This is a genomic window from Pectobacterium sp. F1-1 (genome assembly GCF_025643735.1).
In the GTDB taxonomy this organism is placed as follows: Bacteria; Pseudomonadota; Gammaproteobacteria; order Enterobacterales; family Enterobacteriaceae; genus Pectobacterium; species Pectobacterium colocasium.
The window spans coordinates 3,179,786-3,204,894 of the sequence record NZ_CP104733.1; the positions used below are offsets into that span (position 1 = coordinate 3,179,786).

Consider the following 25,109-nt stretch of genomic DNA (forward strand, 5'->3'; position numbering starts at 1 on the left):
ACGTCAGTCTTTCTCCTCGCCGTTATGCGCTACAGGAGAAGAGAGATGTGCCGATTTATTGGGCTGAGTGTACTGCTGGCTTCGGTTTGCGTAGTTCAGGCCCATGCTTCCGAAAAAGATGAACTTGCACTGGTTATGCGTCAGCTTGACCAGGTTCAGGCTGGATTAGATCGTGCCCGGGTGGTTGCCAATCAGAATGGTCAGGATGCGGTAAGTGTCAAGATAGTTGGCACCCCCGGTTGATTTAGGCTGCCTGTTTTTCCCGTTCTGGATTCAGCATTACCTTCCCTACCTGATGCCAGTTCCGTGTTCTGCCAGACCAGCGTTCAGGCCGTTGCGATTTTGCCTTTTTGTACACCTCATCCCGATTTTTCAGCAACACACCGTCTTCTCCACGATGTCGCTGACCCGGCGTCACATCCCTGATGCCGCTATGTCTGTGCGTTTCGTTATACCACTGCGTAAAATCTTCTACCCATTCACACGCCTCATCCAATGTATCGAACCCCGATGACGGCCACTGCGGGATATATTTCAGTGTCCTGAACAGCGACTCCACATACGCGTTGTCGTTACTGACTCCTGGGCGGCTGTGAGATGGCCTTATTGCCAGCTCATGTAGCTTCATTTGCAACGTCTGTGACTTCATCGCCGCACCATTGTCCGCATGCAGTACCGGCGGGGATTGCCAGCATCCTTCCCGGAGGACCGTGCGTTGTATCAGGGCTGCCGCCTGCTCACCACTTTCAGTTTCATGCACTTCATATCCCACGATTTTTCGGCTGTAGAGGTCTTCCACCAGATACAGGTAAAACCAGCGCCCCTTTACGGTTGACGGAACCCATGTAATGTCCCATGTCCACACCTCATTCGGCCCGCTGGCCTGCCAACTCGTAGCCGGGGTGACCTTCTGAGCCGCCCGTTGTCGTCCCCGGCGATGCACCTCTCCATGACGACGCAGTACCCGGTAAAAGGTTGACTCGCTTGCCAGATAAATCCCCTTATCCGCCAACGCCGGTACGATTTGTGACGGGGGAAGGCTGGCGTAGTCTGGCTGATGGCACACTGCCAGTATCTGTTGCTCTTCCTGCTCACTTAACTGGTTCACCGGGGAGGGTCTGACCGCGCTGACGCGCTTGTCCTCCCTCGACGTTTGCCAGCGTCGCCACGTCCGTTCACTTAATCCCGCTTCCGTCAGCGCTATTGACAGCCGGGCTCCTGACGCCATCGCTTCCCGCACATAACCGATAAGTGCCTGCCGCTCTGTTCCGGGCGTCAGTCGTCCTCGTCGGTTTCCCCGTAAAAATCCCGCAACTGCTTTCGCAGCACCAGTATCGCTGCCGCCTCCGCCAGCGCCTTTTCCTTACGAACCAGCTCGCGTTTTAGTTGTTTAACTTCTTTCTGGCTTTGTTTGAGCGCCGCTTTGTCATTGGGCGAAGAGACCTGCAAAAAACCTTGTTTCCACTGACTAATCTGCTCAGGAAAGAGCCCTTTTTTACGGCAGTATTGGGCGAGTTCCGATTCAGTGAGTGTTGCGGTTTCGATAATTACTGCCAGCCGGGCTTCGGCTGACCATTGGTCTGTAGTTCTGTCTGCACCCGGCACCGGTATTCCCTCTGCTTTCGCCTTGTTACGCCAGTAATAGAGAGTAGCTTCCGATATCCCTTCCATCTGCGCAACTGCGGTGACGGTCATGTTGTAGGGCGGTAGCAATTTAGCCAGTGCGGCTGATTTACGTTCTGGTGAAATTCGTTTCACGCTCTGTTCCCATCTTGTCATTAGTATTTTCGATGGGGGTGACAACTATCCTGACAGAGGGGGTCACAACGCGATCTATTAATCCTTTCGCTGGCAGTCTATACGCCCGCACCGCTACGCCTCTGCACATCCTTACGGCCAATCAGAATATTATATTACTTAAATGCATATTCTTTGGTGATTTACTTCGTTCATTTTCGATTTGCAGCAGATCTACTATGTGGCATCCACCATTTTCGACAGAGTGAAATGCTATGAAAAGTGCCAACGCCGTTCTCGACCTGATCGGTCATACGCCGTTGCTGGAGCTCACCCAGTTTGATACCGGCCCCTGCCGACTGTTCGTCAAACTGGAAAACCAGAACCCCGGCGGCTCGATTAAGGATCGTGTGGCGCTGTCTATGATTGAAAACGCAGAGCGTCAGGGCTGGCTGAAACCGGGTGGCACCATCGTTGAAGCCACCGCTGGCAATACCGGACTCGGCCTAGCACTGGTCGCCGCACTGAAAGGGTATCACCTGATTCTGGTGGTGCCAGACAAAATGAGCCGCGAGAAAATCTTTCATCTACGGGCACTCGGTACAGAAGTGCGGCTTACGCGCTCTGATGTCGCCAAAGGCCACCCTGATTACTATCAGGATTATGCCCGTCGTCTGGCAGAGGAAACGCCCGATGCGTACTACATCGATCAGTTTAATAATCCAGCCAATCTGGAGGCGCACTACCGCACGACGGGCCCCGAACTGTGGCAGCAGATGGAAGAACAGATTGACGCTGTCGCCGTCGGCGTGGGTTCCGGTGGCACGCTAGGCGGGTTAACCCGCTACTTCGCCGAGGTGTCGCCGCAGACTGCCTTTGTCCTTGCCGACCCCGCCGGTTCGATTCTGACGGACTATATACAGCGCGGTGAATATGGTGAGGCAGGAAGCTGGCTGGTGGAGGGGATTGGCGAAGATTTTGTGCCGGATCTGGCCGATTTCACTCAGGTTACCCACGCTTACGCGATTGATGACGCCGAGTCTTTCCACACCGCACGGGAACTGCTACGCAAAGAAGGCGTTTTGGCTGGCTCCTCCAGCGGCACGCTACTGGCAGCCGCCCTGCGCTACTGTCGGGCACAAACCGAGCCTAAGCGGGTCGTCACCTTCGTTTGCGACAGCGGCAACAAATACCTGTCCAAGATGTTTAACGATTACTGGATGATTGAGAAAGGACTTATCACGCGTCCGTCACACGGCGACCTGCGCGATCTCATCACCTATCGCCACGATGAAGGTGCCACGGTTTCGGTGTCACCTGACGACACGCTCAGCGTGGTACATACCCGTATGCGACTGTACGACATCTCCCAACTTCCCGTATTAGACAACGACCGCGTAGTCGGCGTGATTGATGAATGGGATCTGCTAAACAGTCTCAAAAACGATACCCAGCATTTTTCACTGACGGCGCGTGAGGCGATGTCCGATCAGGTCAAGACGCTGCCAAAAGAGGCGTCGCCTGACGATCTACTGGCAATTTTTGACAGGGGGTTTGTCGCTGTGATTCTCGACGGCGATCGTTTTCTCGGTTTGATTACGCGTACAGATGTCCTGAACCAATGGCGGCAGACGCTTCGCTGATACGTTGCTCACGCTTCTCTTTTCTTATCACTTAGGATGTGAACCATGCCTCAATTCGATACCCAAACCGTTCACGCGGGCTATACCCCGGACAGCACTGGCGCAGTCATGCCCGCGATTTATGCAACCTCCACGTTTGCCCAACCCGCACCCGGTGAGCATACCGGCTACGAATATTCACGCAGCGGCAACCCGACGCGTGCGGTGCTGGAGGCGGCGATTGCCGAACTGGAAGGTGGGACGCGAGGCTTCGCTTTTGCCTCTGGTCTGGCCGCCAGTTCCACGTTGCTAGAACTGCTCGATCAGGGTAGCCATATTGTGGCTGTGGACGATCTCTACGGCGGCACCTGGCGTCTGTTAGAAAATGTCCGCAAACGCACCGCCGGATTGCAGGTGACCTACGTTGACCCCGCCGATCTCACCGCGCTCGAACACGCCATTACGCCGCAGACAAAAATGATCTGGGTTGAAACGCCAACCAATCCACTACTGAAACTGGCCGATTTGGCGGCCATCGCTACGTTAGCCAAAAAACATCGGCTCATCAGCGTGGCGGATAACACCTTTGCTTCACCAGCTATTCAGCGTCCGCTGGATGTGGGGTTTGATATCGTGGTGCACTCCGCAACCAAATACCTCAACGGTCATTCAGACGTGATTGCCGGGCTGGCAGTCGTCGGCAAGAACAGTGAACTGGCGTCACAGTTGGCCTATCTGCAAAATGCGATTGGCGGCGTACTCGACCCCTTCAGCAGCTTCCTGACGCTGCGCGGCATCCGCACGCTGGCGCTGCGAATTGAACGCCACAATCAGAGCGCCCTTCAACTTGCACACTGGCTGGAACTCCAGCCGCAGGTGGAGCAGGTTTACTATCCGGGGCTACCGAGCCACCCGCAGCACGGGTTGGCACAGCAGCAGATGCGCGGCTTTGGCGGCATGATCTCTGTGAGGTTGAAGGGCGATGAGGACTATGCGCGTGAGGTTATTAAGCGCACGCGATTATTTACGCTGGCAGAGAGTCTGGGCGGCGTGGAAAGCCTGATTAGCCAGCCCTACTCCATGACCCACGCTTCCGTGCCGTTGGAAAAAAGACGACAAAAAGGGATCACGCCACAGCTGCTGCGTTTATCCGTGGGGATTGAAAATGTGCAGGACTTAATCGACGACCTGTATCAGGCACTGAATGCGAGCAATATAAGTGAATGAAACAGGCGGCATCTGCCACTCATAGCATTAGGAAACGTCAACCAACGCGTGTCGTTTATGGCACCGATCTTCACGGCGTAAAAATTATGCTGAGGTGGACATGAACGCCGAGTGAGCGACAGGACGTCGCGAAAGTCAGTGCCGCGTAGGACAAAAACGTCGAGACGTTTTTGAACAGCACTTGTGCTGGTCCGAAGGGCGAGACCCATTTATGGGGCGAGTAAACGCGTCACTGACGGCTCGAAAGGCGGGCATGGGCACCGAAGGAACCGCGTTAGCGGCATAATTCCCGCCAAAAAGCCTGGGTTCTTAGGGCGCCGGCGATTGGGCGCCCTAAGTCGGGCGTGGCATCAATGCCACAGAGAAACTCCGCGGCTTATCACGCACGAAACCTACTGTTCCTTGTGTTGGAATGCATCTAACTTTCACAAAGATAGCTATCAGGGATTAATAACGCTCCAGCCAGTGAGCGTAAGGCGTTGGCAGCGTCCATGAAGCGCGTTCGATGCCCAGTTCGCGGGCGGCTTGATAGCTCCAGTGCGGATTCGCCAAATGCGCTTTGCCGACCATCACCAGATCCAACTGACCTGATGCCACCGCCTGCTCAGCCAGTTCCGGCGTGCCGAAACCCCAAGCGGAAGAGACAGGCAGATCGGCCTGCTCGCGTACCTGTTTAGCAATCGGCCCCATAAAAGCGGGTGCCCACGGCACATTCGCTTCCGGCGTAGAGAAGCCGATGCTCACGCTGAGCATATCCAGCCCTGCGGCTTTAAAGCGACGCGTCAGCTCAATGGATTCCTGCAAGGTTTCTTCATCACGACCGTCAAATTCAATCACGCCGAAACGGGCGGTCAGCGGCAGGTGTTGTGGCCACACGTCGCGAACGGCAGCCAGCGTTTCCAGCAGAAAACGGCTGCGGTTGTCAAAACTGCCGCCGTACTGATCGTTACGCTTGTTGGAATGAACGGAGAAGAAACTCTGTGCCAGATAGCCGTGAGCAAAGTGCAGTTCCAGCCATTCAAACCCGGCATCCAGCGCGCGGCGCGCCGCGGCAACAAAGTCATCACGAACGCGGGCGATATCTTCCAGCGTCATTTCCTGCGGCTGTTTGGACAGATCCGCGCCGAAAGCTTCTGCGGAAGGGGAAATGGTCTGCCAGCCGCGTGAGTCGCCAGCGGGGATATGGTCGTCGCCTTCCCAGGGAATGTTGGCGCTGGCTTTGCGTCCGGCATGTGCAATCTGAATTCCCGGCACGGCGCCTGCATCCTTAATGGATTTGGCAACCTTGGCAAACGCCTGCGCCTGCTCATCGTTCCAGATGCCTGCACAATGCGGCGTGATGCGGCCTTCAGGGGCGACCGCCGTCGCTTCCACGATAACCAGCCCGGCACCACCGCGCGCCAGTGAGGCATAATGCACCTGATGCCAGTCGTTGATCAGGCCATCATTTGCGGAATAGGTACACATCGGTGGAACGGCAATACGGTTGCGTAACGTGATGTCTTTCAGTTTGAAGGGTTGAAACAGTGCGGACATAATATTTCCTACCTTGTCTGGTTACTTCGATAATTCGATATTAATCGAACAATAGATTTTAGACAACCCTATCGCTATAATTCATCTATGAGACCTTTTAAGCACCCATCCCCTGAAGAATTTACTCTTGAGCGCGTCCTGTACGCCTTAAGCGATCCGTTACGCTTATCCATTGTGCGTTGTTTGTCCATACAAGAAGAAGCAACATGCAGCGAACTTGACGGCGGCCGCCCGAAATCCAGCGTATCGCACCATTTTCGCGTGTTGCGCGATTCTGGCCTGCTGCATACCACGAACAGCGGTACCACGCACATCAACCGACTACGCCGGAGCGAAATGCAACAGCGCTTCCCTGGCCTGCTTGACGCCATTCTGTCTCAACCCGTCAAGTAACGTTATCGCATCAATGGCGGCCTCTCCGCCATTGCATATTCGCAGCACATTCCCCTCGCTTCCACATGCTCCGCCATTCCAGCATTGATGCTTTGCTTTGCACTTCTATGAATATAGCCGCCGTCATTTTTCCATTACTCTGATGCTGATACAGGTTTTATGAGGCAGCGTGGATGGATTACTACATTGGCATTGATATCGGGACCTCAAAGGTCAAATCGGTGTTATTCGATGCCGATTTCAACGAGCTTCAGATTGCGTCGGCCAACACCGTTACCGATTCTCCGCAGCCTGGCTATGCTGAACAAAATATGCACCATGTATGGGACAGCGTACTTTCTACCCTGAAAACACTGGCCGTTTCGCCACCATTACGCCACGGCCGCGTGCGGGCCATCGGGCTGACCGGTCAAGGAGAGGGGGTCTGGCTGAGCGATCGCCACGGCCACCCCATTCGGCAAGCCATCCTCTGGAGCGATACCCGGACGGCGGAACAGGTTCATCAGCTTAAACAGCGCCCGAATCTGGAAGCGACGCTCTTTCCCGAAACCGGTTCTCCCCTGCTCCCGTGCAACAGCGCGCAGCAATTACGCTGGCTGGTACAGCACCAGCCAGATGCGCTAAGTAACGCCGATTACTTCTTTTTCGCCAAAGACTGGGTTCGCTTTCGACTAACCGGACAGGCGAATCTGGAACTGACGGATACGGGGACGTCGCTGCTGGATCTGCATAGCGAAACGCTGTCAAAAACCGTGCTGGATAAACTGGACTTACACGCCATCAGCGCGCTTTTTCCACCCTTGCTTTATCCCGATGACATCGCCGGCACCCTCAGCGACGCCGTCGCCGCACAGACAGGCCTGCCTACGGGAATTCCCGTCTGTGCTGGCGCACTGGATGTCTCTGCCGCCGCGCTGGGCATCGGCGCCATTCACGACGGCGACATTTTCACCATTCTTGGCACCACCTGTTGCACCGGCATTGTGTGCCGTGGTTTAACGCAGGTGAGTTTGCAAACCCGTTTTGTCGCGCACGCCTGGCCGGGCCACTATCTCAACCTATTCGCGATGCAGTCCGGCACGCCAAATATCGACTGGGCGCTGAACGCGCTGGCTGACGATGCCGACTTTCATACCATCAACGCACGTATTGCCCGCATTCCTCCTGGTAGCGGCGGCGTGTTCTATCAGCCTTACCTTAATGGCGAGCGGGCACCGTTTTACAGTACCTCAGCACGAGCAGGATTCTTTGGCATCGAGCAATCCACAACCAACGCCCATTTACTGCGCGCGGTATTTGAAGGACTCGCCTATGCAATAACCGATTCGCTCAGCGGTTACCCTACCCACGGCGATCTCTACATCGCCGGTGGCGGTGCCGCCTCAGCGATTTGGCTGCAAATTATTGCGGACTGCACCGGACGCCGGGTCATCGCCAGTTCGGTCAAAGAGCTGAGTGCATGCGGCGCTGCGCGCCTCGCCGCCTTATCCATCGGAGAAAATGCCAACATCGTTCCCACCGTCAATGCACAGGCATCAACGTTTTTCCCCGATACCGACGCCCATCGGCAGTATCAGACACTGTTTCCGGTTTTTCGCCAACTGCGCGACCAGCTACAGCCGCTCTGGCAGGCGCGGGCTCAGGCACTTAATGCACTAGAGAACCACAGCGCAATGCATTCGTACACGACGCCCACCTCACAGGAAAGTCTTGCCTCATGAAAATCGTCTTTACCGCCGAATATGGCGGCAACCTTGATGCCTTTCGGGCGTTGGGGGAACTGATTGTGGACGGCTGGGCCATCGGTCAGCCCAAACTGAGCGAAGCGGCACTGATTCGACTGGCGGAGAACGCCGACGTCATCGTCACCAGCTATGACGATATTACCGCTCGCGTCATTGAGGCTTGCCCTCACCTGCGGCTCATTGCCTGTACTCGCGCCAACCCGGTAAATATCGATATCGAGGCCGCCCGCCGCCGAGGCATTCCGGTGCTTTACACGCCCGGACGCAATGCCGATGCTGCCGCAGAATTGACGCTGGCGCTAATGCTGAATGCCGCACGCCACATCCCTCAGGCCCATAGCGCCCTGAAACGCGGGGAGTTCACGCGCGAAACCGACACCGCCTTACAAACACAGACGGGGTTGCGGCAAGATGTCGTATGGGACGTAGACAAGCACAGCCCGTATGAAGTTTTCAAAGGCGGCGAGCTGCGTAACAAGACGCTCGGCCTCATCGGCTATGGCAGTATCGGTCGCCGTGTCGGGAAACTGGCACGCGCCTTCGGTATGCAACTATTGATTGCCGATCCGTATATCGCCGCCGAAGAGATTGATGAACCAGGCATTCGAAAAGCCACGCTTGATGAGCTGTTTTCACAATCCGATTTCGTCAGCCTGCATCTGAACAGCACACCGCAGACCAAAGGGCTGGTCAACCTCGACAGACTCAGGAGCATGCGCCCTACCGCCTATCTGATCAACACCTCGCGTGCAGCCGTGATTGTCGAAGCCGACCTGATCGCAGCGCTACGCGAGAAGTGGCTGGCAGGTGCCGCACTTGACGTTTACGACAGCGAACCGCTCTGGCGTCATCACCCGTTCATTACCGAATTTGATAACGTGGTACTCACACCGCACATTGCCGGCGCGACGCGGGAGACGCTGGTGAAGCACACCGCGATGATTGCCGCCGACCTACAGCGGTTCATTCGCGGTGAACCGCTGCTTTACGAATGGAAATAGACGCCGCACCGCTCTGGTCGGTCAGCGTCGCTTAATAGGTCAGCAACGCCTACTAATAGGTAGGCGTTTCTGCCATAAATTGCAGCGTGTGTTCCCAGTCGATCACGCCCGCATCAGACCCCAGACCAGTAGCAACCAGCCCTGAAACGGCTGAACCAAGCTGGCAGGCCTGTTCCAGATCCCAGCCTTTCGCCAGACCAGCAATAAAACCGCCGCAGTAGCTATCGCCGCAGCCGGTAGTATCCGAGACCGCCACACGGTAGGCAGGAATACGCAGCGCACCCCCCTGACCGAACGCGTAAGACCCGGCCACTCCCGCTTTGAAAATGCAGGTGCCGACGCCGCGATCGAGAAAGAAAGCCGCAATCTCTGCTGGCTTAGTCAGGCCGGAGATAAACGCGGCCTCGTCCAACGATGGCATAAAGTAGTCGACGTCCGGCAGCAACGGCGTCAGTAGCCCAAGCGTCTCGGCATTGGGTGCGATAAGATCGAAACTGGTCGTTAGCCCCTTCGCTTTGGCGTGACGGAGCAGACGCGCGCTCTGACCCTGATCCATTTTCGCCAGCAGCCCCGTGCCGCCGTGGTGTAGGAAACGCGCATTACACACGGCATCAAAGTCCTGCTCATCAATGAACAGGTGATCTGATGCGCCGCGATAGTGCAGCGCCGGACGCTCGCCGTCCGGTCGAATGGTCAAAATCGTCGCCGATGTCGACGCTGCCGCCGTTCGCTGTATTAGAGAACAGTCGATGCCCAGCTTGCGATAGGTCGCCAGAATAAAATCGGCTTTTTCATCCTCACCGAGACAGGCGGCCGTCGCCGTGCGGATACCGAGTTTGGCTGCGTTCATCGCCGCGCCGCTGGCCGTTCCGGCAGGATTAAGGCGAATTTCATCGATAAAATGAACGCCACCGCCTTCGGGCAACCCAGTCACTGGCCGACCGGCGACATCCAGAATAGTTAATCCGACAAAAACCGCATCAAACTGATTCACGCTCGCTCCTTCTTCATATTCTGCTTCTTCACGTTATGCTTTTTTATTCGTGTTCGATTCATTTATTGCCGCTGGCGCAGCCGCCCTTGCAGGAAAGAGAGCGCCAACGCCAGCACTAAAATCACGCCGCTCAGCGCATCTTTTACGATGAAATTCAGCCCCATCAAGTTCAAACCGTTGGCGATCATGCCGAGAAACAGCACGCCGATTAGCGTCCCCGCCACGTTAGGTCGCCCCTGTGCGTGGAACGCAGTGCCGATGAAAACAGCGGCAATGGCATCCATCAGGTACGCCTGTCCGGCCAGCGGCGTAAACTGCCGCAGATTGGCAGATAACACCACGCCACCGATAGCGCACGTCACTGACGTGACAATCAACAGCCAGAACATCGTGCGCCGCACGTTAACCCCGGCAATCAGCGCCGCGGGCGCATTCAAGCCCATTGCATGAATACGTTTACCGGCAATCGTCCGTTCAAAAAACAGGTAATAGGCAAGCCACAGTACCGCAACAATCAGAATCGGCACCGGAATGCCCCACAGATCGCCCACAGCCAGTTCGTGATACTGCGATGCCATCCGGCGGTAAGCGATCGGCCCGCCACCTTCGGTGTAGATACGTTCGATGCTGCTACCGATAAACCATGTCCCCAGCGTTGCCAAAAACGGCTTAATTCGGCAATGGATAATCAGCACCGCATTCACCAGCCCCACCAGTGCGCCCCCCGCCAACGCGGCCAATACCGCAGCCTGCCACGGCAGACCATAGACTTTGAGCGCCACCAGCGCGAAGGCCGCGCCAAAATCCAGCGCAACCCCCACGGACAGATCGATCCCGCCCGCCGTCACCACCAGCGTCATGGCCAGCGCCACAATCAGCAGTACCGCACTGCCCTGCAGCAGATTCCCCCAGTTGCCTAACGTTAAAAATATCGGGTTTTGCAGTGAGAAAAACACCAGAAAGGCCAGCAGAATGACCAGAAAGCCATAGCGGATAAAAAACGACAATCCGAGCCTGCTGCCCGACAGCGCAGGCTGCGCCGCCAAAGAAGAACTTTTCACATGCGGCTCCTTTGTCTGCGCAGCGAGGCGGCGGTGAGCACCACCAGAATCAGTGCGCCCTTAATCGCACCGACCCAAAAAATATCGACGCGCAGCAGCGCCAGACCGTTCGACAAGGCATTAACCAGCAGCGTGCCCAGCAATGCTCCCCAGATAGTGACCACCCGACGACGCGAAAACGCCGCCCCCAGAAACGTCGCCAATACCATCTCCAGCAGCAACGGTTCTGCCGTACCGGGCGAGCTGCCCGATCCTTGCGCCACCAGCGTCAGCGAGGCCAACGCCGCCGCCAATGCGCCTAACAGATACGAACCGATAACCAGCGGCGTGTGGGCAATCCCCGACAGCTGCGCCGCTTCGCGGTTTCCCCCCACGGCCTGCAAATGCTGGCCCCAGCGGCTATGGTGAACAAAAAACTGAAACAAGAGAAAAACCAGCAGCATGAACCAGACTGCCAGCGGCAGCCCGAGCAGGCTGCTATCACGAAATGCCACAATCACCGGGTCGCTCACGCTGATACGCCGCTGCTGGGTGAGCAAATTGGTGAGCCCGATAACCGCCACGGAGCAGGCTAATGTCGCCAATAGAGGCGGTAGCCGAATCGCCACCACCAGTGCGGCATTCACCGACCCCGCCAATAACGCGGCCCCCGCCACTAGCGCAATCAGCCACGGATAGCTGATACCTGCGTTCGTCAAACCGTCGCTGACGATCGCGACGGCAAGTACCGCAATCGCGGGCAGCGAGAGATCGATACCGCCGGAAACCACATCGTCGCCGCCGCCGGTAATCACACAAACCAGTCCGAAACACAGGATCGCCAGCGGCGCGCTTTGGCGCAAAATAATGGTGATATTCTGCCAACTGAGAAAATAAGGTGCGCTCAGGCAGAGAAACAGCAATAGCGCTGCAAACAGCAGCAAGGGAATATGATTGGTAAGCCAGACTAAACGCGATGTCGGACGGATGGGCTGTAGAGCGTGAGTCATACCACCTCCTGTGTTCGGCCACTGCTGGTCAACGCCAGCAGGCTATCCAACGAGAGACGCTCCGTCGGCACATCGGCGATGAGTTCGCCACGCCACATCACCAGAATACGATCGCACAGCCCCAGCAGTTCACCATCGTCGCTGGAAGAGACGATAACCGCCCGCCCCTCGGCAGCGAGCTGTCGGGTCAACTGATAAATTTCTGCCTTCGCGCCAATATCAACACCCAGCGTCGGTTCATCAAGGATAAACAGGCGGGTGTCGGTCTTCAGCCAACGCGCCAGTATTACCTTCTGCTGGTTACCGCCGCTTAAATTACGTACGGGGATACTGACATCACCCGGCCGAATATCCAGCGTCTGCGCCAGATGATTCGCCTGCGCAGCGGCTTTTTTACGCCGTAGCCAGCCGCGCCAGGCGACAGCAGGCAAGGAAGCCAAATTGATATTGTCCGCCACGGATAGCGGTAAAATCAGCCCATCATGACGACGATCGCGCGGCACCAGCGCCATACGCCGTGCAATTGCCTGTACCGGAGAACGCGGTCGCAGCGTCTGCCCCTCGATCGCGATATGTCCCTCACGGGCAGGCGTAATACCATAGAGCGCATCAATCAGCGCCTCACGCCCCGAACCTAACAGCCCCGCGATACCAACAATTTCTCCCGCCGCGACCTGAAAACGGATCGGTTGGAAATGCTGCCGATCGGTAAGCTGTTCAACCTGTAGCAGCGGCGTTTCACTTTTCCCTGCCTTCCGTTTACCGTCAAACAGACTGGCAATCTCTCGCCCTACCATCAGGCGGATCATTCCATCGATATCCTTCGTTTCAGGATCGTCCAGCGTCGCCACGCCCTTACCATTACGTAATACGGTGACGCGATCGCAGATATTCGCAATTTCATTAAGATAGTGAGAGACATAGATAATGGCGATACCACGCCGTTTCAGCGTCTGGAGCGTATCCAATAGCTGTGCGGCTTCGCGTGCTTCGAGTGGCGCGGTCGGTTCATCAAACACCACCAGCCGCGCCTTGCCATCAATCAGCGCCCGCGCAATCTGTACCAGTTTGCGTTCCGCCAGACTTAGCTCGCGAATAAGCCGGTTAGCGTCTATCGATAAAGTAAAGGTATGCTGAAAAAACTGCTCCGTTTCACGCCGCATCGCCCGACGATCGACACCTCGCCAGCGCTTCACAGGCTCCTGCCCCAGAAACACCGATTCCGCCACGGTAAAATGGGGAATCAGATGCAGTTCCTGATGGATAAAACGCACGCCGTGCGCGTGGATAACCGCAGGCGTCACGGCGGGCAGACGTTGCCCATCGATGGCGATCTCGCCGCCGTCCGCAGCATAAACACCAGCCAGTACCTTGATTAAGGTCGATTTCCCCGCACCGTTCTCCCCGATCAGACCGAGAATTTCTCCCGGCCGAACCGTTAGCGAGACATTATCCAGCGCGGAAATCCCCGCAAACTGCTTACTGATGTGTGCCATTGCCAGACCGCCGCCGGATGACGACGAGGCTAAATCATATCCCGCCATAGATTATTTCAGGTCGCCATAGCCAAGCTGTTTATAGACTGCCTTGGCTTCTGCCTCCCCTTTGACGGGCAAGACCGGCACAAACGTCTGCGGCAGCAACGTGGCACCCGCGAAATAACGGGCGACGTTTTTCGCCGATGTAGTGCCAATCAGGCGCGGCTGCTGTGCGACGTTAGCAACAAATGGGCTGCCTTTTTCCGCCATAATTTCCAGCGTTTCTGGTCCGGCATCAATCGCCGTGACCTTCACGTCCTTGTCACGCCCGGTTTCTTCCAATGCCTGCACCACACCGATGGCGGGCTGATCCCAGCAGGCAACGTGAATGGCATCCAGCGTGCCTTTCGGATGCTGGCTCAGCAGTTCAAGGGTTTTCTTGCGCGCGTCTTCCGGCGAATTGGAATATTGTTCAGCCAGTTCAGGCTGAATGATTTTGATCCCTGGGTAATCTTGCAGAACGTATTTCCACAAGTCATAGCGAATACCACAGATGCGCAGCGCGTTGGAGAACGCGTTGAAAACCGCGATATTCCCTTTTCCACCCAGCGCATCCGCCGTATAACGCCCGATCGTCGAACCGATCGCATAATTATCCGACGTCGTGTTATTGATGGAGTAAGACGAAACATGATCGACGGTAAAAACCGGAATCTTTGCCTCACGCAGCGCTTTAAACTTCGGCTCTACCGCGCTGTCGCCGAGAATACTGATAACGGCATCGACCTTGCGCGCCAGCAAAATATCGTGGTTATTGGCATGAACCTGATTATCACGTCCGCCATCCACGCCCACGACCTGCCCACCGAGTTTCTCGATTTCCTCGGTCGCCCCTTTGTAAGCCTCACGATCCCAAAAATGCTGTGTTCCCACCACGGCAACGCCAATGGTTTTTCCCTTCAATGACAGTGTCTCATCCGCCGCCTGAACCGAGGTCAATACCCCTGTCGCCAGCACATATGCCGCGAGACGAGAAAAGCGAGTCTTCATCATATTTATCCCGATTTTTATCAAATTATTAGCAGTGAAAGAGATTAGCAACGGGAAAAGTTAAATCGAAATAACAAAAATGATAATGGCTAGTAATTAAATGGAAATAGCATTGATCAGCAGATGTAATGATTGTTAATCATTGAATTATAAGGAATAAGTTATAAAAAAAGCATCTTGTTTTTTATCCCTATAAAGTAAATGGTTAAGGCTCTTCTACCCTGATGAGAAAAACGGCCATGACAACGCTCTCGATTTATCACCGCCCGCACATCACACAGCCCGTCCAGCAACTCACTGCGTTTACTGACATCGCGGCTCTACTCGCCAGCGCTGGAATCCAGTTAGAACACTGGCAGACCGACGCACCGCCGCCTGATGCCAGCAGCGAAACCATTTTGACGCAGTATCATGCCGATATTGAGCGTCTCAAACAGCAGGAGGGCTACACCTCTGCCGATGTAATCAGCCTGACGCCAGATCACGCGGAGAGACAGGCACTGCGGGAAAAATTTCTTCAGGAACATACCCATAGCGAAGATGAAGTGCGTTTTTTTGTGCGCGGCAGCGGCACCTTCTTTGTACCGATGGGCGAACAGGTTTTCCAGCTTACCTGCGAGGCCGGCGACCTCTTACGCGTTCCCGCCAACACGCCACACTGGTTTGACTGCGGCGAATTTCCTGATTTTGTCGCGATCCGCATTTTTACTAATCCAGAAGGCTGGGTTGGGCACTTTACCGGACGGGAGACGTTTCACTAATTCCACGATCGTTTCTGCATTTCTCCGCCGTTCCCTTTATACTGTGCGTTTTGTACCAAGATGAACGGCGAGACCCCTTCCGTAATGATGAATAACGATGTCCTGCGCAGCGTGCGCTATATGCTGAATTTGAACAATGACCACCTGCTGAAGATCCTGGCGCTGGTGGAGATGACCGTCCCTCCCCAACAGTTGGCGAGCTACGTCAAAAAAGAGGGTGAGGAAGGCTATCAACCTTGCCCGGACATCGTGATGAGTTATTTCCTGAATGGACTGATTCTGCAAAAACGCGGCAAAGATGAAAACCAGCCTGCGCCGCAGTTTGAGCGCAAGATGACCAACAATATTATTCTGAAAAAGCTGCGTGTCGCATTTTCGCTAAAAACGGATGATATTCAGGCGATCCTGCTGGAGCAAAATTTCCGCATTTCAGTGCCGGAAGTGACCGCGATGATGCGCGCGCCGGATCATAAAAACTATCGCACCTGCGGCGATCAGGTGATCCGCTACTTCCTGAAAGGGCTGACGGCACGAGTACGCAAAGGCTAAAAGCGCCGTTAACGAAAGACGTGAGCGTTGCCTGACTGACCTTTTCTTGTAAAGGTATCAGCAACGCTCAGTTTTTAGTGCAGTATCGTTGAATACGGTATCAATGCTGTGTGTCATGCAAGATGGCCGCGACCAGTTGCTCTAGTTCTTCGTTTTCAAGTCGGGTAATTTGCCGCACTTTTTCTTTATCCATACCCGTTAACAGCAACTCTCGGGCAATTTGCCTGGCACTGTTTTTCATCCCTTGTTCAATACCCTGCTCCAATCCTTGCTGAATACCGTGTTGGATCCCTTCTTCGAATCCCATTTTTTTCAATTGTTCTGCAATCGTCATAATGTCCTCCTGACCGGTTGATAGCGGTGCAGCCAGTGCGTCAATAAAATCTGCGGGTTTGGATGTGTTTCCCGCTTGTGCAATATAAAATAACAGCGCCCGACGCTGCGTCAGCGGCACCGACCAGCGTTCAAATAGTAACCCAATCTCACGCGCCAACTCCAGCATATCACGGGTACGAATATGCTTCTGTACCAGTTCCAGTAACGCCATACGCCGGTGCGTGCGAATCTCATCATCCGAAATAGCAGTTAAATCCACCAGTGGAAAAGGCTGTTCATATAGCGTTTGTGCCAATACAGGATCGGCAAAGCTGTCCAACCAGCGCAGACTATAGGGATAAGGACGCGCTCTGCCATGATAAAACAGCAGCGGCACCACTAACGGTAAGCGATCGTGCCCCTGATCCAGATGCTGCTGCATGGCAGCCAGACAATAGCGCAGCAGCCGGAAAGCCATCTGCTTTTCTGGGCGGCTTTGGTGTTCAATCACGCAGTAAATGTATCCTTTACCTGCGGTGGTGCGCAGCGAGTACAGTACGTCCGATATCCGCGCGCGCAGCTTTTCATCAATAAACGACGCGGATTCCAATTGCAGCGTGCTGAAATCACAGCGTTCGCGGATTTCATCCGGCAGATGAATAGTCAGAAAATCCCGTGCGACCGCGATGTCGCTGAGAAACTGTTTGAAGATCGCATCATGCGATGGCATCTCGTCCCCTTCCCTGTAGACCATGACTGAAAATTCAGTAGGGAGGGTAACGGGGACACGATAAGAAAGCAGAAAATAGCGGAGAAAGTGGAAAGCGCCTCGAAGAAAAATCGGTTTATTTCGAGGCGCTCGACTGTAGACAGGGAGCCGTTGCCGTCAGGCGGCTTGATGTTTTTCCATCGCCAACCGCGCAGGTGCCGCGTCGACATGCAACGCCGGATGACGGCAGAAGCGGACGACATCACCGACCACCAACAGACTGGGCGACTGTGGCTGATAACGTGCCAGCAGTGCCGGTAACGTCGCCAGCGTCGCCGTCAATAGCCGCTGATCCGGCTGCGTACCACGTTCGATAATCGCGACGGGAGTCTGGGCTGAGAGCCCATGCTCAATCAGGCGCTGGCACAGTCGACTGCTGTGGCTCAGCCCCATATAGAACACCAGCGTTTGCTGGTTGTCCGCCAGCGTCGGCCAGTCCAGTTGCGGTTCGCCATCGCGCGAATGGCCAGTCACGAAGCGCACCGACTGCGCACAGGCGCGGTGGGTCAGCGGTAATCCCACGGCCGCCGCACAGCCGGTCGCGGCAGTAATACCCGGCACCACGTGGCAGACGACCCCAGCCTGCTGGGCATAGTCCATCTCTTCACCACCACGACCAAAAATAAACGGATCGCCACCTTTCAGACGGATCACCCGCTGCCCAGCCTGCGCCAGTTCGACCAACAGCTGATTGATTTTTTCCTGTGACAAACGATGGCAGCCGCGCGTTTTCCCCACGTCGATGCACAGCGCCTGCTCCGACACCAGATCCATAATCTCCGCCGACACCAGCCGATCATAAACCACCACATCCGCCTGCTGGATTGCCCGCAGCGCCTTCAGCGTCAGCAGTTCCACATCGCCCGGCCCTGCGCCCACCAGCCAGATTTCACCGCCGAGTACGGGCTGACGCCGCTGACCTTGTGCCAATATCGATTGTGTTGTCATCATGTCACACCTCATTACGCCGTGGCGCTCAACCTGCTTTCTTCAGTTCATTGATCGTTATCGGTACATGCTGACTCAATAACGCCTTCAGTTCGGGGATACAGGAACCGCAGTTAGTGCCACATTTCAGCGCTCCGCCTAACGCCACCACGCTGTGGCACCCTTGACGAATCGCGCCAACAATGATCGCTTCACCCACGCTATAGCAGCTGCAAATCGTTGCACCTTGCTGCACCTGCCCCTGTGGTGCCTGACCCGCCAACAGCGCATGCCGCTCGTGCGGTAGCTGAGGCGGATGGATAAACGCCTGACACACCGCATCGCTGTCGATGCGCAGCACCTGTGCGCTGACATAGCAGGCAAGCACGACACGGCCATCACGCCAGCCAATCAGGTGAAAGATGCCGTTGCCCTGTGCGATCTGATACTGCATGTTCTCCAGGCAATAATGCTCAGTCAGCCATGCCTGCCAGTTGTCTACCGGCACGCGGTCGGCAAACAGATACTGCGTCACGCCCTCATGCGGAATCTTGCTCCAATAGGGTGCAGGCGGCGGCAGAACGTCATGCTCTGTGGGTAATCTTAATGGCGCTGAAGCCGATTCATCGGCAAAAAATAGCGTTGCCTGCCAGGCGGTATGCGAGGGTTGGATACGTACCCGGCTGTGCTTGCTTTCCGGCTGGCCGGAATGGGGATCGGTAATCGGCGCGACTAAACTGTCGACCCGCGCCTGGGCGCTGAACTGCTGATTCCAGTGCATCGGCACAAACACGCTGCCGCGTGCCTGTCCGGCGTCAATCCGCGCCCGCGCCAGCATCCAGCCGTGCACCGACGACAGGCGAACCAGATCGCCCGCCTGAATATCATGCGTTTGTGCATCCTGCGGGTGCAGCTCGCAGTAGGGTTCGCTGATATGACGCATCAGCCGAGCCGCTTTACCGGTGCGCGTCATGGTGTGCCACTGATCGCGAATCCGCCCGGTGTTCAGCACCAGTGGATATGCCTCGCTCCACAGGCTTTGCGGCAGCGACGGGGTTACCGCCACCAACCGCGCTTTGCCATCGGCATGCCAGAATCGGTCATCGTCACCCAGCCGGGCACGCCCGCGTGGAAATGCCGCATTCACCGGCCACTGTATCGGTTCCAACTGCTGCCACTGCTGATTGCTGAGCGTCGCCAGCCCGCTGATATCAAACGCGCGGCTGCCGTTATTCTCAAACCCGGACAGCGCCGCATGTTCACGAAAGATCTCCGCCGGATGCTGATAAGCAAATGCCTCGGCAAATCCCATACGCTGCGCCACCTGACTCAGGATCCACCAGTCGGCTTTGGCTTCCCCCGGCGCAGACAGAAAGGCACGCTGACGGGAAAGGCGGCGTTCGGAATTGGTCACCGTGCCATCTTTTTCTCCCCAACCCAACGCGGGCAGTAAGATATCAGCGGTTTCTGCGGTATCGGTATGACGCATTACCTCGGAGACGATCACCAGCGGGCAGCGCTCCAGCGCCTGTTTCACGCGGTCGGCATCCGGCATCGATACCACCGGATTGGTGCCCATCACCCATACCGCCTTAATATCGCCGCGTTCTACTGCGCGAAATAGGTCTACCGCATTCAGGCCGGGCTGCGTCGCTACGTTATCGCTCTGCCAAAAGCGTCCCACGCGCTCGATATCCTGCGGTGTAAAACCCATGTGGCTGGCAAGCTGATTGGCTAGCCCACCGACTTCCCGCCCGCCCATCGCATTTGGCTGTCCGGTTATCGAAAACGGACCGCTACCGGGTAAACCAATTTTGCCGCTCAGCAGGTGGGCATTGATGATCGCGTTACATTTATCACTGCCCGAGGACGATTGGTTAACACCCTGCGAATAGAGCGTCACCACCTTTTCACTGGTGCTGAACAGGTGATAGAAACACTCGATATCGGCTTCATCAAGCTGGCAGAAATCCGCCACCTGTGCCACCGACCATGCTTGCGCTGACTGTAATGCTTCCTCCACGCCGGAAAAGCGTTCAGCCAATGCGGCGCGATCGATACGTGAACCTTGTGCAATCCAATGCAGCAGGCCGTTAAACAGCCCGGCATCGCTGCCGGGCTGCAGTGGTAAATGCAAATCGGCGATATCACAGGTTGCAGTACGCCGTGGGTCGATCACCACCACCTGCATCTGCGGCCGCTGCTGTTTCGCCTGCACCAACCGCTGATACACCACCGGATGTGCCCAGGCGGTATTAGATCCCACCAGCACCACCACATCCGCCTGTTCGATATCTTCGTAATTACAGGGAACGGCATCCGCACCCAGTCCACGTTTGTAGCCGATCACCGCCGACGCCATGCACAGCCGCGAATTGGTATCCATATTGGCGACGCCAATAAAGCCCTTCATCAGCTTGTTGGCAACGTAGTAATCCTCCGTCAGCAGCTGACCTGAACCATAAAACGCCACCGACTGCGGACCGTGTTGCTGCATGGTTGCCAGCAGCCGCTCGGCCACCGTATCCAGCGCCTGCTCCCAGCTAACGCGGCGCCCTTCCACCAGCGGCCACAGTAGCCGACCTTTCAAATCCAGCGTTTCCCCCAGCGCGGAGCCTTTGACGCACAGCCGACCCCAATTCGCCGGATGCACCGGATCGCCGCTGATCGTTATTGTGCCTTGCTCGTCGCGTTCTGCCAGCACGCCACAGCCGACGCCACAATACGGGCAGGTCGTCCGACAGACACGCGCGGTCATGATGCTTTCGCCATGGCGGCGTCAGCCAGAGCGACGCTTTCCGGTACGGCCAGCGGTTGACGGCATACCCAAACCTCGTCGTCTTCCACGCGCACCGGCCAGGCGCGCACGTATAGCGCACTGTCATCCGGGCTCACGCCATCACGCAGCTTGAAGCGTTTCTTGTACAGCGGTGAAATCACCACCGGTTCACCCGCCACGTCGCCGATCAGCCCACGCGACAGCACATTCGCCCCGCTGCCCGGTTCATGGTTTTCCAACGCATACACCTGCTGATCGCTGCCCGGCAGGTGGAACAGCGCGATCTGCTGCTGCCCAAGGCGCGCCGCCATGCCAGCATGACGCGGAATATCCCCCAGCGTCGCCACCTGTACCCACTCCGCTTCGTGCGCGGCGGGTTTCAGGGCAACCGGTTCTGGCGATACCGCTTTCTCATGCTCCTGCGCCGGACGAATTTGTCCACGCTCCGGCACCATCACCACCGCTTCATCCGGGCTATCGCTGTTCAGGAAACCGCGGAACAACGCCAGACGTTCCGGGCTTTCCAGTGTGGTTTGCCATTCGCACTGGTAAGCCTCCACCACGCGCTGCATCTCTTGATCTAACTCTTCGCCAATATTCAGGCTGTCTTCCAGAATCACCTGACGCAGATAGTCGATACCGCCTTCCAGATTATCCATCCAGGTGCTGGTTCGCTGGAGGCGATCGCCAGTGCGGATATAAAACATCAAGACCCGATCGATCGTGCGCAGCAGGGTTTCCGTATCCAGATCGCTGGCGAAGAGATCCGCATGGCGCGGTTTCATGCCACCGTTGCCGCACACGTAGAGATTCCAGCCTTTATCGGTGGCAATCACGCCGATATCCTTGCTCTGCGCCTCCGCACATTCGCGGGTACAGCCCGATACCGCCATTTTGATCTTATGTGGTGAACGCAGCCCTTTGTAACGGTGCTCCAATTGGATCGCCAGCCCGGTGGAATCCTGCACGCCGTAGCGACACCAGGTCGATCCCACGCAGGATTTCACGGTACGCAGCGATTTACCGTAGGCATGGCCGGTTTCAAATCCGGCATCGATCAGCTCACGCCAGATCTCTGGAAGCTGCTCTAAGCGAGCACCGAATAAATCCACCCGCTGGCCGCCGGTGATCTTGGTGTACAGGTTATAGCGCTGCGCAACCTGCCCGATAGCGATCAGGCCTTCTGGCGTGATCTCCCCTGCCGGAACGCGCGGCACGACGGAATAGGTGCCATCTTTCTGGATATTGGCAAAAAAACGATCGTTGGTATCCTGCAACGGCAGGTGCTGCGGTTGCAGCAGATAGTCATTCCAGCAGGAGGCCAGCATCGACCCCACCAGCGGTTTACACACTTCGCAGCCCAAACCGTGGCCGTAACGCTCAAGGAGGCTGTCGAACGAGCGGATCTCATGCACGCGAATCAGGTGGTACAGCTCCTGACGCGAATAGGCGAAGTGCTCGCAAATATCCTTTTTCACTTCGACGCCCAACTGCGTCAGTTCGTACTCCATCACCTGTTTAAGCAACGGCACACAGCCGCCGCAGCCCGTCCCCGCTTTGGTGCAGGTTTTCAGCGCGCCCAGTTCGCCGCAGCCGCCCGCCACCGCCGCCGAGATATCGCCTTTGCTGACGTTATGACAGGAACAAATCTGTGCGCTAGCCGGTAAGGCTGCCACACCCAGTCCTTTCGGCGCATCGCCAGAACGTGCTGGCAAAATCAATCCTTCCGGCTGTGCAGGCAGCGGCATATCGTTGAGCATCATTTGCAGCAGCGTGCTGTAATCGCTGCTGTCGCCAATCAGTACCGCCCCCAGTAAACGCTTGCCATCGGCAGAGACGACAATTTTCTTGTAGACCTCGTTCGGGCCGTCCGTCCACTGGTAGCTTTGGCTTCCCGCCGTGCGCCCATGCGCATCGCCAATCGAAGCCACTTCCACGCCCAGCAGCTTCAGCTTGGTACTCATGTCCGCACCGGTAAATAGCGTATCGCGCTGCGCCAGCGTATCCGCCACGCTGCGTGCCATTTGGTAGCCCGGTGCCACCAGCCCGAAAATCTGCCCTTTCCACAGCGCACACTCGCCGATGGCGAAAATCGCGTCATCGGAAGTCTGGCAGTGGTCATCAATCACGATACCGCCGCGCGGCCCTTTCTCTAAATCACCGCTATCCGCCAGTTTGTCACGCGGACGAATCCCGGCGGAAAACAGCACTAAATCGGTTTCCAGTACGCTGCCGTCAGCAAAGCAGAGGCGATGCAACGCCTGCTCGCCGTCGGTGATTTCCCGCGTTTCTTTACTGAGATGAATCTGTACGCCCAGTGCTTCAATCTTGCGCCGCAGCATGGTGGCACCGCCGTCATCCAACTGTACCGCCATCAGACGCGGCGCGAATTCTACTACATGGGTATCCAGCCCCAGTTGACGCAGGGCGTTGGCAGCCTCCAGCCCCAGCAAACCGCCACCGATCACCACGCCGGATTTAGCCTTTTTCGCCTGTGCCGCAATCGCGTCCAGATCGTCCAACGTGCGATACACCAGACAGCCAGGGCGCGTATTACCGGGAATCGGCGGAACAAACGCATAAGAGCCCGTTGCCAGCACCAGTTTGTCGTAGGCGGTTTCACGGCCCTGCGCATCGCACACGCACTGACGTTCCCGATCGATAGCCACGATCTCGCTGGCGCTGCGCAGCTCAATGCCGTTCTCGGCAAAAAAGCCCTCTTTTACCAGCGACAGCGAGGCCGCGCTGCGGCCGGAGAAATACTCGGAGAGGTGAACACGGTCATAGGCTTCATGACGTTCTTCACCAAAGACGACGATGTGGTAGTGCCGATGCAGGTCGCGCTCGACCAGTTGTTCAAGAAAATAGTGGCCGACCATACCGTGGCCGACGACCACCAAAATAGGTTTGCTCATGACAGGAATCCTTACAGCTTCAGGCTGTGAGTCAGAACCAGGGGAAGAAAAGCCGAAAAGCAGCGAGGCAGGCGAAATCATCTCGCCTTCTGTCGCGCTATCCATCGCGGCCAGCAAACGCTGGCTGTCGTCAATGTCGCCATACAGCAGGACACCGCTCAGCCGACCGTCGCGAACGAGCAGACGACGGTAGTGCTGCGTCTGCGGATCAAACAGGGTGTACACCTCATCATCCGGTGCCACGTTAATATCACCGCCGCTGACCACGCCAATGCCCGTAACTTTCAGCCGCGTCGCCGCCTGTTCAGGCTGATAGTCTTTCGGCGCATGTCCAGCAAGGCGCTGTGCCGCCAGCGTGGCATGGGCGAAACACGGGGCAACCAGCCCAAAGGTTTCGCCATTGAGTTCGCAACATTCGCCAATCGCGCTGATATACGGATCGGCGGTTTGCAGTTGTCCGTCCACCAGCACACCGCGGTTACAAGGCAAGCCACACTCGCGTGCCAGTTGGCTGGCGGGAATCACGCCCGCCGTCACCACCACCAGTCCGGCGGGGATCGTGCGGCCATCCGCCAGGGCGACAGCCGTTACGCCATGTTCATCACCGTGTAGCGCCACCACCTGCACATCTGTTTCACAGACAATGTCGCGTGCGCGCAGGCTGTCGCACAGCAGGCCACTCGCCGTCGCGTCCAGTTGACGCTCCATCAGAATCGGGACGCGATGCAGCAGCGTGACGTCGGCACCGCGCAGTTTCAGCGCTGCTGCCGCTTCAATCCCAAGCAAACCGCCGCCGATCACCACCGCAGGCACGGACTGGCGAATCGTCGTCAACATCAGCTCGACATCATCCAGCGTGCGGAAGCCGCATACGCCCGGCAGATCGATACCGGGCATCGGTGGCATAAACGGCGTAGATCCGGTCGCCAGCACCAGATGATCGTAATGCAGTTGCCGTTGCGTCGTTGTCACCTCACGCTGCTGGCGATCGATATGGGTTACCCGCTCACCCAACAGATAACTCACTGGCAGCGCCGCATCATCATCGATAGCCGCAGGCATCAGCAGCGTATCCGTAAACGCTTTTTCGCCGCTCAATACCGGCGACAGCAGGATGCGGTTGTAGCTGGCGCGCGGTTCATCACCAATCACGGTGATGCGGTAGCGCGTCGCAGCCAGTTGCCGCAACGTATCGACAAATCGCGCACTCGCCATCCCGTTACCAATCACAATCAGATGCGGTTTCATCATCGTTCCGGCC

The 25,109-nt window shown here is 56.6% G+C and carries 18 protein-coding genes and 1 pseudogene; 8 read left to right on the top strand and 11 right to left on the bottom strand.

Annotated features, from left to right (window positions below):
* Nucleotides 1-45: 45 nt before the first annotated feature.
* Nucleotides 46-210 (top strand): annotated as a pseudogene (locus NAL19_RS14170) (RAQPRD family integrative conjugative element protein); the annotation flags it as partial.
* 34 nt (nt 211-244) lie between these two features.
* Here the strand turns inward: NAL19_RS14170 and NAL19_RS14175 are convergent.
* Nucleotides 245-1,758, bottom strand: a protein-coding gene (locus NAL19_RS14175; protein WP_411561399.1) for an IS3 family transposase whose coding sequence is annotated in 2 segments (ribosomal slippage) — nt 245-1,308 and nt 1,308-1,758 — 1,515 coding nt in all. Because the reading frame shifts where the segments join, the coding sequence is not laid out codon by codon here.
* A 254-nt stretch (nt 1,759-2,012) separates the two neighbouring features.
* Between NAL19_RS14175 and NAL19_RS14180 the strand changes: the two genes are divergently transcribed.
* Both NAL19_RS14180 and NAL19_RS14185 read left to right on the top strand, forming a co-directional pair.
* Nucleotides 2,013-3,380 (top strand): pyridoxal-phosphate dependent enzyme, encoded by a 1,368-nt coding sequence (locus NAL19_RS14180; RefSeq protein ID WP_263057679.1) that lies wholly within the window; start codon nt 2,013-2,015, stop codon nt 3,378-3,380.
* Nucleotides 3,381-3,425: 45 nt separating this feature from the next.
* The gene (locus NAL19_RS14185; protein ID WP_039360130.1) at nt 3,426-4,586 is read left to right on the top strand and encodes a trans-sulfuration enzyme family protein; all 1,161 of its coding nucleotides are present in this window, start codon (nt 3,426-3,428) and stop codon (nt 4,584-4,586) included.
* A 447-nt stretch (nt 4,587-5,033) separates the two neighbouring features.
* Here the strand turns inward: NAL19_RS14185 and NAL19_RS14190 are convergent, their stop codons facing one another.
* Nucleotides 5,034-6,122 carry an NADH:flavin oxidoreductase/NADH oxidase gene (locus NAL19_RS14190; RefSeq protein WP_225085198.1) on the bottom strand — a complete coding sequence of 363 codons (1,089 nt, stop codon included), beginning with the start codon at nt 6,120-6,122 and terminating at the stop codon, nt 5,034-5,036.
* 87 nt (nt 6,123-6,209) lie between these two features.
* Between NAL19_RS14190 and NAL19_RS14195 the strand changes: the two genes are divergently transcribed.
* The 3 genes from NAL19_RS14195 to NAL19_RS14205 all read left to right on the top strand — a co-directional run bounded on the left by NAL19_RS14195 (nt 6,210) and on the right by NAL19_RS14205 (nt 9,261).
* Nucleotides 6,210-6,515: an ArsR/SmtB family transcription factor gene (locus NAL19_RS14195; protein WP_225085199.1), complete on the top strand. Its 306-nt coding sequence runs from the start codon at nt 6,210-6,212 to the stop codon at nt 6,513-6,515.
* A gap of 173 nt (nt 6,516-6,688) precedes the next feature.
* Nucleotides 6,689-8,236: an FGGY-family carbohydrate kinase gene (locus NAL19_RS14200; RefSeq protein ID WP_225085200.1), complete on the top strand. Its 1,548-nt coding sequence runs from the start codon at nt 6,689-6,691 to the stop codon at nt 8,234-8,236.
* Nucleotides 8,233-9,261, top strand: coding sequence for a 2-hydroxyacid dehydrogenase (locus NAL19_RS14205; RefSeq protein ID WP_263057680.1), 1,029 nt, complete (start codon nt 8,233-8,235; stop codon nt 9,259-9,261). The genes NAL19_RS14200 and NAL19_RS14205 overlap by 4 nt, the downstream gene beginning before the upstream one ends.
* A gap of 52 nt (nt 9,262-9,313) precedes the next feature.
* Here the strand turns inward: NAL19_RS14205 and NAL19_RS14210 are convergent, their stop codons facing one another.
* From NAL19_RS14210 to NAL19_RS14230, 5 genes are all read right to left on the bottom strand, one after another.
* Nucleotides 9,314-10,255 carry a carbohydrate kinase family protein gene (locus NAL19_RS14210; RefSeq protein ID WP_263057681.1) on the bottom strand — a complete coding sequence of 314 codons (942 nt, stop codon included), beginning with the start codon at nt 10,253-10,255 and terminating at the stop codon, nt 9,314-9,316.
* Nucleotides 10,256-10,317: 62 nt separating this feature from the next.
* A complete protein-coding gene (locus NAL19_RS14215; RefSeq protein WP_263057682.1) occupies nt 10,318-11,316 on the bottom strand; it encodes an ABC transporter permease in 999 nt (332 codons plus the stop codon).
* Nucleotides 11,313-12,305: an ABC transporter permease gene (locus NAL19_RS14220; protein WP_225085204.1), complete on the bottom strand. Its 993-nt coding sequence runs from the start codon at nt 12,303-12,305 to the stop codon at nt 11,313-11,315. Before NAL19_RS14220 ends, NAL19_RS14215 begins: the two co-directional genes overlap by 4 nt.
* Nucleotides 12,302-13,849 carry a sugar ABC transporter ATP-binding protein gene (locus NAL19_RS14225; RefSeq protein ID WP_263057683.1) on the bottom strand — a complete coding sequence of 516 codons (1,548 nt, stop codon included), beginning with the start codon at nt 13,847-13,849 and terminating at the stop codon, nt 12,302-12,304. The genes NAL19_RS14220 and NAL19_RS14225 overlap by 4 nt, the downstream gene beginning before the upstream one ends.
* A 3-nt stretch (nt 13,850-13,852) precedes the next feature.
* Nucleotides 13,853-14,833 (bottom strand): sugar ABC transporter substrate-binding protein, encoded by a 981-nt coding sequence (locus tag NAL19_RS14230; RefSeq protein WP_411561436.1) that lies wholly within the window; start codon nt 14,831-14,833, stop codon nt 13,853-13,855.
* A 239-nt stretch (nt 14,834-15,072) separates the two neighbouring features.
* Between NAL19_RS14230 and NAL19_RS14235 the strand changes: the two genes are divergently transcribed.
* Complete coding sequence (locus NAL19_RS14235) at nt 15,073-15,594, top strand: 1,2-dihydroxy-3-keto-5-methylthiopentene dioxygenase (protein WP_225085207.1); 522 nt, start codon at nt 15,073-15,075, stop codon at nt 15,592-15,594.
* Nucleotides 15,595-15,678: 84 nt separating this feature from the next.
* Nucleotides 15,679-16,143, top strand: coding sequence for a DUF1456 family protein (locus NAL19_RS14240; protein ID WP_015840924.1), 465 nt, complete (start codon nt 15,679-15,681; stop codon nt 16,141-16,143).
* A 100-nt stretch (nt 16,144-16,243) separates the two neighbouring features.
* On the opposite strand, the gene NAL19_RS14245 is transcribed toward NAL19_RS14240, so the two are convergent.
* From NAL19_RS14245 to nirB, 4 genes are all read right to left on the bottom strand, one after another.
* Nucleotides 16,244-17,188 carry an Rpn family recombination-promoting nuclease/putative transposase gene (locus NAL19_RS14245; RefSeq protein ID WP_263057684.1) on the bottom strand — a complete coding sequence of 315 codons (945 nt, stop codon included), beginning with the start codon at nt 17,186-17,188 and terminating at the stop codon, nt 16,244-16,246.
* 156 nt (nt 17,189-17,344) lie between these two features.
* The gene (cobA, locus tag NAL19_RS14250) at nt 17,345-18,178 is read right to left on the bottom strand and encodes a uroporphyrinogen-III C-methyltransferase (RefSeq protein WP_263057685.1); all 834 of its coding nucleotides are present in this window, start codon (nt 18,176-18,178) and stop codon (nt 17,345-17,347) included.
* 25 nt (nt 18,179-18,203) lie between these two features.
* Nucleotides 18,204-20,912, bottom strand: coding sequence for a nitrate reductase (locus tag NAL19_RS14255; protein ID WP_263057686.1), 2,709 nt, complete (start codon nt 20,910-20,912; stop codon nt 18,204-18,206).
* Nucleotides 20,909-25,096, bottom strand: a complete 4,188-nt coding sequence (gene nirB, locus NAL19_RS14260) for a nitrite reductase large subunit NirB (protein ID WP_263059725.1) — start codon at nt 25,094-25,096, stop codon at nt 20,909-20,911. The genes NAL19_RS14255 and nirB overlap by 4 nt, the downstream gene beginning before the upstream one ends.
* Between the last annotated feature and the right edge of the window lie 13 nt (nt 25,097-25,109).